Genomic DNA, 10,875 nt, shown 5'->3' with positions numbered 1-10,875 from the left:
ATCGCCGTTCGAGCTGGCTCTCGCCACGGCAGCAGCCGCCAGCGGTCAGCGGTCTCAGCCTGACGCTGATGCAGAGCGAAATCCTGGCGTTGGTCGGTGAATCGGGCAGCGGCAAGTCGACGGTGCTGCGGGCCATCGCCGGACTTTGGCCACTGGCCGGAGGCTCCATCACCTGCAGCACGGTTCCAGACGAGCGTGAGAGGCGCCGTGCCGTTCAGCTCATCTTCCAGAACCCCGATTCGTCGCTCAATCCGCGCCACACGGTGGAAGAGATCATCGCACAGCCGCTGCGCCTCTATTTCGGCATGGGCAGGGCGGAAATTCGTGCCGCCGCTTGCCACCATCTGGCAAGCGTGGAACTCGACCCGCGCTATCTCACGCGTTACCCCGCACAGCTCTCCGGCGGCGAGCGCCAGCGCGTGGCAATCGCCCGCGCTCTTGCGGCCAAGCCCTCGACCTTGCTCTGCGACGAGATCACCTCCGCGCTGGATGTTTCGGTTCAGGCCGCGATCCTGCATTTGATCCACGATCTCAGCCGGTCACAGGGCGTTGCGGTTCTCTTCGTCACCCACAACATCGCCGCCGCAGCGGCTCTCGCCGACCGGATCGGTGTCCTGCATGAGGGCCGGCTCGTGGAACTCGGCCCAAGCGCTACCATCTGCGCGACCCCTCAGGACAGCTATACAAAGCGTCTTGTCGGATATGGCAGCCTGGTCCACGGGTGATCCCGGAAGACCACTTTCTGGTGATCGTTTCGAGTGGATCGCCCGTCGCGCCAATTGATGCCGCAATTTTTGTCTCGTCACCAATGTCGTCGCGAGCAATCCATAGACTGCCATTCGGGAAAGAAAGAGCCATATCATGTATTTCCGCCCCTGCCTGCCGCGCGGCAACTCCGCGGCAGGGCTCTACAGTACGGTTGGCAGATAGCGGGATCGCATTTCGTCCTACATGGGGTAAATCCGGCGCGTGTTGCCTGATGCGATCATGGTGACAATCTCGTCGGCGTCGGCGGCTGAGCAGAAGTCTTCCGCGATCCAGCGGTCCAGCACGCGCGAGATGGCGCGGCGGAACAGGAAGGCGCCGAGATAATAAAGCTCCGGCAGGCCGAAGGCATCCGACGAATAGAGCATCTTCGAGAATTTACCCATTTCGAGGGCCTCCGCGAGGATGGTCTCGGACTGCGGGGCCGTGAAGTTCAGCGTGAAGCCCACATCGTAGTAAAGATTGCGGAAGACTTCCGAGAGCCAGCAGGCTTCGCGCATGAAGGGGAAGCAGTGCAGAAGCGTGATCGGCACGTCCCACTCATCCATCGCCGCGATGAAGGGCGTGAAGTGGGTCGGGTCGCAGGCATGCATCAGAATATCTGCATCGCCCACGCCGACATGCGCCTGAAGCGGGAACTTGCGTTCGCGGCAGACCTCGCCAGCCGTCCACAGCAGGTGGCGGATGATGGTCGACTCATCGAGCCGCCATTTGCCTGACGCTTCGCAGCGCTTCATCCACTGGCCCGCGGCCTGCACCACTGCCTCATGCGAGGGGCGGCTATAGTCGATGGCGAAGGTGGTGCGGTAGGCGACGATGGTCTTGAGGCCCACGGCATCACGCGCGCGTTCGCGCAGCGTTTCGGCGAAGACGGTGGGGAATGAACCGGCGGAGGCACCGCCGCGCATGATTTCCTCCGCCAGCGCCTCGATGCGAACCACCTCATAGGCTGGAACAGCGGCGGCCTTCGCCATGGCCGGAACATCGAGAATGACGCTGGCGCGGTGGCCGGTGTCGATGAGCAGATGCGAGAGGCCGCAGGCGCGCATCAGGCGGCGGTTCACTTCGTCAGGCCCCAGTTGCTGGCGGCGGCGCACATAGTCCTCGCCGGATACACCCTTCTCGAGATCGAGAAGCGGCGGGCAGAAGCGGCGCACGGCGAGGCCCACGGGTTTCTGGAAATCGCTCGTGCCCTCCGGCGGCGGGCGGTAGCTCTCGGAGAGAAACTTCTGGAAGTTCACATAGTCGAGGTTCGCGCCGGTGATGCCATGGCAATGATGATCGATCAGCGGGATGGTGCTCGCCAGTTCAATAGGCATCGCGGTACCTCGCGCAGATTTCTTCGGGGGATTTGCCTTCCATCATGGCGATCTCTTTGCGCTTCACCGAGACATAGGACGAAAGGAATATGGGCGACATCCACTGGCGGACCGTGGGGCTCGCCTCGAGCCGGGCCAGCGCGTCCTCGAGGTTCGACGGCAGCGCCACGACGCCGAGCTCTTTCATCTGCTCGGGCGTCAGTTCGCTGGGGTCGCGGTCGATGGGTGCCGGCATCGGCAGCTTCGCCCGGATGCCTTCAAGGCCTGCGCGCAGGATGGCGCCTATGACCATATAGGGGCTCGCGGTTGCATCAGGCGCGCGGAGTTCCATGTTGAAGCCGGACTGCCGCCGGGCCGGATCGGAATCGGGCGAGGGGCAGATACGCACCGCGGCCTCGCGATTCTGGATGCCGAAGCTGGCATAGCCGCAGGACCAGTGATGGGGGCCGAGCCGGTAGTAGGAGACGGGGCTTCCGGCCACCAGCGCGCAGATATCTGGCAGGTGCTTCACCAGGCCCGCAACGAAATGCTGCGCCACCTGTGCGGCCTCCGCCGTGCCGGACTTGTCGTAGGCGGCATTCTTTCCATCAGGCCCGATGAAGCTGAAATGCACATGCGCGCCATTGCCCACGGCGTTGGGTGCTGGCTTGGGTGTGAAGGAGGCGCGATAGCCATGCCGCCGTGCCACCTCACGGATCACCTCGCGCGTCAGCACGGCGCGGTCACCGGCCATGGTGCCGGCGGCGGGGGCGGAGGAGACTTCATACTGGTTGATGCCATATTCGGGCTCGACCGTCTGAGGCTCGAGGCCCGCCGCTTCGAGCGCTTGTGCCAATACGCCGGTGAAGCCCGCGGCGACGCGCATGGCTTCGAGCGAGAAGGGGGTGGCCAGTGGCAGGTCCGGCCCGCTCAGCAGGAACTCATGTTCGAAGGCGGCTGTGAGCGCCAAGCCCGTCTCCGCCTCGAAATCGCTCAGCGCCTGTTTCATGAAGCCGCGCGTGCAGCATTCCCAGTTGGTGCCGTCATTGAGGTTCGAATCGCACATCAGGATGTGGAAGGGCGGTGTGCCCGGCCACAGGTCGAGCCTGACAGCGGTCTCTGGCCGGGGCGTCTGGCGCACCTCGGTCATCGGGCCCCAAGGGTTGTCCGCAATGTCGTCGAATGGGGTCAGCGCCTGGCCCGCGGCGGCCCAGCCTAAGCCCTTCTCCAGGCGCTTCGGCAGATCGGCCGCGGGAACGCCGCGGCAGCGCGTGATGCCGACATAGTCACTCCAGCAAAGATAGGCGACATCGGTTGAAGGCGAACTCATCCTCTTCTCCACAATAGCATTCAGGCCGCGGCTGACTTTGCCACGGCCTCGATCTCGGCGATCATCTCGGCGGTGGTGCGCGTGCGGCAATAGTGTCCGCGCATCTGCTCGATGGACACGTCATGGCGGCGCTCCTCGACGGCGGCACAGGCATCCTCAATCTGTGTGACGAGGAAGCCCCGGTCGGCGGCGTCGCGGATGGCGCATTCGACGCACTGGTCGGTGCAGATGCCATAGATCACCAGATATTCAATGCCGAGATTGCGCAGCACATATTCAATGTTGGTGGAGTTGAAGATGCCGGATGCCGTCTTGGGGATGACGATGTCATTGGGCTCCGGCCCCACCTCCGGGATCACCTTCGCTTCCCAGGAACCCTTGGGGCAGAAGAGATGCGAGATCTTGTGGTCAAGGCTGCGGTCGCGGCCATCGAGCGTGTAGCTCTCGATCGTCGTGTAGATCACCTCGATCCCTGCCTTGCGCGCTGCCGCCTGAAGTCGCTGCTGGTTGGGGATGAGCTGCGCCTCCATCTTCTCCATCATCGGAAGGTAAGTCGCTTCCGGAGCGCCCGGCACGCGGGCCCTCGTCATCTTCTCACGGCTCCATTCAGAATTCTGCATGTCGATCGAGAGCAGTGCCGTCTTGCGCGGTTCGATGGGACGCTCGCGGTAGGCGCCGCCCGGGGCGTCGATGGCGGGGATGGATGGAAGTCGCATCTACGTGGTCCTTTCAGGCAAGTTTCGGAATGCTGGCATCATGCCGCAGGGTTTCCAGCAGGGCCATGCGCCGCTGGGCCTGCGCACCCAGCCTTCTGACGAGCCGCGCCAGCATAGAATCGGTCGCGGCGATGGCCACCGCCAGGGTTTCGAGCGGCGAGGTGCATTCGACGGTGACGGGTACGACGACGTCGGCGATGTCGGCGATGGGGGAGAGATCGAGGTCGGTGAACAGCACGAGTTTCACGCCGCGCTGCTTTGCTGTCTGGCAGAAGGCGATGGTCTCCGGCTGGTAGCGGCGGAAATCATAGGCCACCAGAACGTCACGCTTCACGAAGTCTGCGATGCGGTCCTCAACGAGGCCCGAGGGCTGGGGGGCCAGCACATGGATTTCGCCGCGCAAGCTGGTGAGCTGGAAGGCGGCATATTGCGCGGCAGCCGAACTCCACCGCCCGCCCAGGAGATAGATGCGGGACTTGGCATCTCCCAACAGCCCGGCCGCTTTGTCCAGCGCGCGCTGGGTCGGCGGGTCGAGCAGCTTCTTTAGTGACTCAGACATATGCTCGATGAGCAGGCGGTCCGGGTTGGAGCCCCGCGCGGGCTTGCTCTGGTGCTTCCTGAAGAGTGCGAGCGGAGAGACCTCATTGTCCTGCACCTCGAGCCTGATGGCGCGCTGGAAATCGGCAAAGCGCTTGAAACCAAGCCGCTTCACAAAGCGCGTGACGGTAGGCGCGCTGACGCCGGACTGGCGGGCGATGTCCTCGATGCCGCCCAATGCACTGACCGGATACTTCTCGAGGATCGAACGTGCGACGCGCGTGTCGCTGGCGCTGAAGTCAGCCAAGTGCCGGTCGATCAGGTAACGGACGGTCATGGGTTTAACTTCGGTTGACGTTCTGTGCGGGCCACAACCCGTCGGGCCGCATCACAAGGAGGGCGATGATGATCGAAAGCGAGATCGCCTCGCGGTAGGGTGCGACCGACTCCGGCAGATAGCCCTGCAGGAAGACCTCCACCACGCCGACGACGAAGCCCCCGAGCACGGCACCCGACAGTGACCCGAGCCCTCCCAGCACCGTGGCGATGAAGGCCTTGAGCACGGGGGCAGCGCCCATCAGCGGGTCGACCGAGCCACGCTGGGCAACCCACAGCACGGCGGCAACCCCCGCCAGCACGCCTGAGATGGCGAAGGCCAGCGCCACCACGTGATTGGCCTTGATGCCCATGAGACGGACAACCGGAAAATCCTCCGCCGCGGCCCGCATGGCCACGCCCAGCGTGGTGCGGGTGAGGATGAGCGACAGCGCCACAAGCGAAACCACCACCACGATGATCGAGATCAGCGACATGACGCTGATGGTGAGGAAGCCCATGTTGAGGCTTCCTGACATCCAGGCCGGCAGCACGATGGGAACGGGACGTGCTGAGATGCCGTTCTGGAAGAGCACCTTGATGATCTCGCTGACCGCGAAGGAGGTGATGAGGAGTGATGTGACGCTGGCGCCGCGCATGGCGCGGAAGGCGACGCGCTCCATGGCGACCGAGGCCACCATGGCGACGACGAGGCCCAGCGCTATCGCCGCCACCACGGGAACGGAAGAGAGCAGTGCAAGCCAGATGGCATAGCCCGCGATGGTCATCACCTCGCCATGGGCGAAATTGATGAGCCGGACGATGGAGAACACGACGGCAAGCCCCAGTGCGAGCAGCGCATAGATGCCCCCGAGGCTGATGGCATTGACGGTCTGCTGGAGGAAGACTTCCATGTGCTCATGCCGCCAGATAGGCGCTGGTCACGCCCTTGTTATGGAGAAGTTCCTCGCCAGTGCCCGAAACCGCGATGCTGCCACTGGCCAGCACGATGCCGCGGTCGGCGATCTCGAGTGACATCGGCACATTCTGCTCCACGAGCAGGATGGTGAGGCCTTCCTGGCGGAGCGCTGCGATGAGGTCGAAGACCTTCTCCACCATCTGGGGTGCGAGGCCGAGCGAGGGCTCATCAAGCAGCAGGAGTTTCGGGCGGGCCATGAGGGCGCGGGCGATGGCGAGCATCTGCTGCTCGCCGCCCGACAGGAGGCCCGCCTTCTGGCGGGTGCGCTCGCCGAGGATGGGGAAGCGTTCCTCCATCTCCTTTTGAAGCTGGTGGCGTTCGGCGGCGCTGCCATGGGCTGCACCGCCGAGCCACAGGTTTTCGCCCACCGTGAGGCTGGCGAAGATGCGCCGGCCTTCGGGCACGAGCCCGATTCCGGCGCGCGACAGCTGTTCGGGCGCCAGGCCCGAGACGAGCTTGCCATCATAGAGGATGCGGCCCGAGAAGGGCTTCACCAGCCCCGCAATGGCCGCGAGCGTCGAGCTCTTGCCGGCGCCATTGGCGCCGAGCAGGGCAAAGACCTCACCGCGGTTGACGGCGAAATCAATGCCGCGCACGGCCTCGATGGGCCCATAGCGCACGGCAAGTTTCTCGACGCTCAGCATACTCCGGGCCTCAGGGCTTCGGCATGGTGGCGGGGTCGGCAAGCTCGCGCTTGATGAAGACCTTCTGGCCGTTCTCGATCTTCGCCAGCACGACTGCGCGCAGCGGCATGCGTTCGGTTCCGGCGAAGGTGAAGTTGCTCATGTTGCCCGCACCGTCCTTGATGTTCGCCAGCGCGTCACGCACCGCCTTCGGGTCGGATGAGCCCGCAGCCGTCACCGCGGCGTCGATCATCAGCGCGATATCGCAGCCATTGACCACATAGTTGGTGTCGGCCTCCGTGCCGGTCGCGGCCTTGAAGCGCTTGTTGAAGTCCTCATGCTTGGAGCCCGGCTCCGGATAGCCGCCCGAGGTGTGGACGATGCCGTTGACCACGTCGCCGAGGCCACGCACGGTCGGCGTATCGAGCACGTCAGCACCCATCACCGGCGTTGTGACGCCAGCACCACGGAGCGCCTTGATGAAAGCGGGGAAGTCCGGCTCCCAGGCCCAGGTGGCGATCACGTCCGGCTGCGGATCAAGCGCCTTGATGGTGGTGACGATGGCGGAGAAGTCCGGCTGGTTCAGCGTGTAGGATCCCTCGCCGATCACCTTGCCGCCCTTGGTCTCAAACACCTGGCCGAAATACTCTGGGCCCTTCATGGTGTAGGACGAGTCAGGCGACTTCAGGAGCCAGGCCGTCTTGTAGCCGAGGCCAGCGGCATGGGCGCCGAGCACGGCGGCCTGCTGGTTGTCGCCCGGATAGCTGCCGAAGACGAATTCGCCGACCGAGGTCAGGACAGGTGCAGTGCCCGCGAAGGTCATGGTGGGGATGCCGGCGGGGCTGGTGATCTGGCCCATGGCCATGGTCGGGTCGCCGTCGGCGGGCGAAACGATGAAGTTCACCTTCTTGTCGGCGAATTCCTGGGCGACCTTCACGGCTTCCGCCGTATCGGAGCGCGTGTCGCGCACGTCGATCACGGCCTTATATTTGCCGCCGAGCCCGCCCTTGGCGTTGATCTCGTCGATGCAGAACTTGAAGCCTGCGTAGGAGGGCTGGTCATAGGTTGCGAGCCAGCCGGATTGCGCGGCGGTCACGCCGATCACGAAGTCTTCGGCCAGAGCCGGGGTTGCAAGCAGCGTCGTGCCCAGCATGGCGGCGCCGAGTTTGATGGATAGCCTGGTCATCATGTCGTCTCCCTTGGGTTTGTTGTGGCGGCTTCCTCCTGGTCGCTTGGCGCGGACACGCGGGAGGCGCGCGTGCCGGTATAGGCTTCGATGACGGCGGGGTTCTTCTGAACGCCCGCCGGCGTGTCCTCGGCGATGAGGCGGCCGCGGTTGAGCACCACCACGTGATCGCACATGGACATGATGAATTTCAGATCGTGGTCGATCAGCAGGAGGCCCAGTCCGCGGGCCTGGGGCAGGCCCTTGAGGCGGCGCGCCAGATCATCTGTTTCCTCGGGGTTCATGCCGGCGGCGGGCTCGTCGAGCAGCAGGAAGCGCGGTTCGGCGGCAAGCGCGCGCGCGATCTCGAGCCGGCGCCTGGCGCCATAGGCCAGGCTGTCTGCCGGTTTCTGGCCCGCACCCGCGAGGCCCACAAAATCCAGCTCGCTGTCCGCCGTGGCCAGCGCATCGCCGAGGCCCGCGCCGCGCGCCAGTGCGGAGATCGCGACATTCTCGCGCGCGCTCAAGCCCGTGAACAGCCGGATGTTCTGGAAGGTGCGCGAGACGCCGGCATGGGCGACGGCTTCGGGCTTCAACGCCCCGATGTTCCGTTCGCCGATCGACACGGTTCCGGCGGTCAGCGGGTAGAGGCCGGTGATTACGTTCACCAGTGTCGACTTGCCCGCACCATTGGGCCCGATCAGGCCGGTGACGCGCCCGGGATCGATCGAGAAGCTGACATCATCGACCGCGGTGAGCCCAGCGAAGGACTTCTTTGCCCCTTCGATGCGCAAGGGCTCCGTGCCGGCGGCAGGCTGGCGGGCCGGTGCCTGAGGCAGGCGTGGCCGGCCGAACCAGCCCTGCGCGAACTCGCTTTGCCCAACAAGGCCCGAAGGCCTGAGCCACAGGACCAGCAGCATGGCGAGGCTGACGCCCACGATCGGCACGCCGAAGATTTCAGGAATGTGGATGGGGCCGAGCGTGAAACCGCGTTCGAATTCCTGCAGTACTTCCTGCAGCAGCATGACGAGTCCCACGCCCACCACGGCACCCGTCACCGTGCCCATGCCGCCAACGATCAGCATCGCGACGTATATGAATGCCATGTGGAAGTAGAAGTCCTTCGGCGTGAAGGCGCCCAGCATGTGGCCGTAAAGTGCGCCAGCGACGGTGGCGAGGCCGCCGGAGATGATCCATGCAACAAAACGCATGCGCTGCGGGCTGACACCCAAGGTCAGCGCCGCCGTTTCGTTGTCCCTCACGGCGCGCATCATCAGGCCGTAGCGGCTGTCCTTGTAGAGCCTTGCTGCCACGATGAAGAGGCAGGCGAAGATGAGGGCGAGCACGATGCCGGTTTCCCGCGGTACGCCGTAGAAGGCCTGGTTGCCGCGCGTGAAATCCCTGGCCGCGGCCAGCACCGAATAGACGACGATGAGAAAGCCCAGCGTGGCGATGGAGGCGGATGCGCCGTTGAGGCGTGCAAGGGGTATGCCCGAGAGCGCTGCAAGTGCGAGGCCCACGAGGAGAACGGCAATGAGCGCCAGCGGCACCGCAATCTCATGCCCCGCAAGCCATTCCGGAAGATTGGGCAGTGCGGTGCGCTGAAGTGCTGTGGGCATGGTGAGCCAGGCCGAAACATATGCACCAACCGCCATGAACGCCGTGTGGCCAAAGGAGACGACGCCCGAATTTCCGCTGAAGACCTGGAATGCAAGCACGGCGCAGAGATTGACGCAGTAGAGCGTCATGATGCGCTGGCCGGAAAGCCCCAGAACCAGCGCCACCGCGGCCGTCACGGCGCAGACCAGTGCCGCGAGCGCTGCCGCTTCCAAGGCCGGCTTCAGCAATGGGTGGGAACCCTTCATCTCGGCGCGCTTCATCCCAGTCGGCTGCAGGATTGCCCAGCTCAGCAAAGACAAATTTCAACAGAGCAATATTGCCATGTCAACAGAATTTCGGTATCTGCCAAGGACACGGTGACGTGAAAACAGCCATTCAGCGCCGGGTGACGGCAATCCGGGAGTGATGCCTTGGGCGGTTCACATGAGCTTTTGCGCACGGCGGATCCGCGGCCGGTGGGCGAAGAGCGCCTCGACAGGGCGAATCCCTTCCTGCTGATCGCCGATCATGCGGGAAGCGCGATTCCTGAGCGGCTGGGCGATCTCGGCATTTCGGCTGAGGACCTCAACCGGCACATTGGTATCGACATCGGCATCCATGGCGTGTCGCAGCGGCTCTCGGCGCTGCTCGATGCGCCCTATCTCTATCAGCGCTATTCGCGCCTCGTCATCGACTGCAACCGCCCTCCGGGCCACCCCACCTCGATCGCGCCGGTGAGCGATGGAACGCAGGTTCCCGTCAATCTCGGCGTGTCCGCTGAGGACGCCCGCCTGCGTGAAAACGAGATCTTTTGGCCCTATCAGAAGGCGATTGCCGGGCAGATCGCCCGCATGCGGCTTTCAGGCCGCGCGCCCACGGTCATCGCCATGCACAGCTTCACGCCGAAACATGGCGACTATCCCGCACCCCGGCCGTGGCAGATTGGCGTGCTGTTCAACCGCGACGACCGGTTGGCACGGCCGCTGATCCGGCTTCTCGAGGCGGAAGGCGACCTCACGGTTGGCATCAATGAGCCCTATGCGGTCGATGACGCGGGCGACTATGCCGTACCTGTCCATTGCGAGAAGGGTGGGCTGCTCCATGTCGAACTCGAGATCCGGCAGGACCTGATCGAGAGTGCGAAGGGCCAGTCGGAATGGGCGGAACGCCTGGCGCGGCTCCTGCCTCTCGCGCTTTCGGCGGCGGAGAGGTGAGGTCACGTGAGAACAGCGCTTCCTGTTTGTCGGTCACCAGGATCTGTTCGGCATGCTCCGGGGCCGGTCTGTTCCGAAGGAGCGGCGCACGGGTCTGTTGAGATTCATCTGGAATTGGTGATTGAAGATACCAGATAGATCATCGCAGCAAAGGAGTTAACAGTTTTCTCTGCGCTGAGTGCGATGCGCTTGAAGTCCTTAAGTTTGAGCATTCGTCTGGCAAGAAAAGTGCGCAGATGTTGCCGATGGCTCTCCAAAGGGCATCGATCGTTCTGGCAGCGGCAGATCGAAGGTGGGCCTTGAGCTTTGCGAAGGCCATTTCGATGGGGTTAAG

Annotated in this window: 10 protein-coding genes and 1 pseudogene; 2 read left to right on the top strand and 9 right to left on the bottom strand. The window is 64.2% G+C overall.

Features of this window, described 5'->3' with window-relative positions; translation table 11 throughout:
* On the top strand, positions 1 to 725 hold a 725-nt coding region (locus ACILRA_RS13065), incomplete at its 5' end, for an ABC transporter ATP-binding protein (protein ID WP_395662534.1).
* Between the two features lie 222 nt (positions 726 to 947).
* On the opposite strand, the gene ACILRA_RS13060 is transcribed toward ACILRA_RS13065, so the two are convergent.
* Genes ACILRA_RS13060 through ACILRA_RS13025 form a run of 8 tightly spaced genes read right to left on the bottom strand, consistent with a single transcriptional unit; the run spans position 948 to position 9,608 of the window.
* Positions 948 to 2,084, bottom strand: coding sequence for an amidohydrolase family protein (locus ACILRA_RS13060; protein ID WP_395662533.1), 1,137 nt, complete (start codon positions 2,082 to 2,084; stop codon positions 948 to 950).
* Positions 2,074 to 3,393 carry a glutamine synthetase gene (locus ACILRA_RS13055; RefSeq protein WP_395662532.1) on the bottom strand — a complete coding sequence of 440 codons (1,320 nt, stop codon included), beginning with the start codon at positions 3,391 to 3,393 and terminating at the stop codon, positions 2,074 to 2,076. Before ACILRA_RS13055 ends, ACILRA_RS13060 begins: the two co-directional genes overlap by 11 nt.
* A gap of 20 nt (positions 3,394 to 3,413) precedes the next feature.
* The gene (locus ACILRA_RS13050; RefSeq protein WP_395662531.1) at positions 3,414 to 4,109 is read right to left on the bottom strand and encodes a cysteine hydrolase family protein; all 696 of its coding nucleotides are present in this window, start codon (positions 4,107 to 4,109) and stop codon (positions 3,414 to 3,416) included.
* Positions 4,110 to 4,122: 13 nt separating this feature from the next.
* Positions 4,123 to 4,983, bottom strand: a complete 861-nt coding sequence (locus ACILRA_RS13045; RefSeq protein ID WP_395662530.1) for a MurR/RpiR family transcriptional regulator — start codon at positions 4,981 to 4,983, stop codon at positions 4,123 to 4,125.
* Between the two features lie 4 nt (positions 4,984 to 4,987).
* Positions 4,988 to 5,875: a branched-chain amino acid ABC transporter permease gene (locus ACILRA_RS13040; RefSeq protein WP_395662529.1), complete on the bottom strand. Its 888-nt coding sequence runs from the start codon at positions 5,873 to 5,875 to the stop codon at positions 4,988 to 4,990.
* 4 nt (positions 5,876 to 5,879) lie between these two features.
* A complete protein-coding gene (locus ACILRA_RS13035; RefSeq protein WP_395662528.1) occupies positions 5,880 to 6,584 on the bottom strand; it encodes an ABC transporter ATP-binding protein in 705 nt (234 codons plus the stop codon).
* A gap of 10 nt (positions 6,585 to 6,594) precedes the next feature.
* A complete protein-coding gene (locus ACILRA_RS13030) occupies positions 6,595 to 7,752 on the bottom strand; it encodes an ABC transporter substrate-binding protein (RefSeq protein WP_395662527.1) in 1,158 nt (385 codons plus the stop codon).
* Positions 7,749 to 9,608 carry an ATP-binding cassette domain-containing protein gene (locus tag ACILRA_RS13025; protein WP_395662526.1) on the bottom strand — a complete coding sequence of 620 codons (1,860 nt, stop codon included), beginning with the start codon at positions 9,606 to 9,608 and terminating at the stop codon, positions 7,749 to 7,751. The genes ACILRA_RS13030 and ACILRA_RS13025 overlap by 4 nt, the downstream gene beginning before the upstream one ends.
* Before the next feature lie 150 nt (positions 9,609 to 9,758).
* Here ACILRA_RS13025 and ACILRA_RS13020 point away from each other — a divergent pair, with 150 nt between their 5' ends.
* Entirely contained in the window at positions 9,759 to 10,541 is a 783-nt protein-coding gene (locus ACILRA_RS13020; RefSeq protein WP_395662525.1) for an N-formylglutamate amidohydrolase, read from the top strand.
* A gap of 139 nt (positions 10,542 to 10,680) precedes the next feature.
* On the opposite strand, the pseudogene ACILRA_RS13015 reads toward ACILRA_RS13020, so the two are convergent.
* Positions 10,681 to 10,875 (bottom strand): annotated as a pseudogene (locus ACILRA_RS13015) (hypothetical protein); the annotation flags it as partial.

Source organism: Aestuariivirga sp., assembly GCF_044239095.1.
Taxonomy (GTDB): Bacteria; Pseudomonadota; Alphaproteobacteria; order Rhizobiales; family Aestuariivirgaceae; genus Aestuariivirga.
This window is presented reverse-complemented; position numbering and strand designations above follow the sequence as displayed.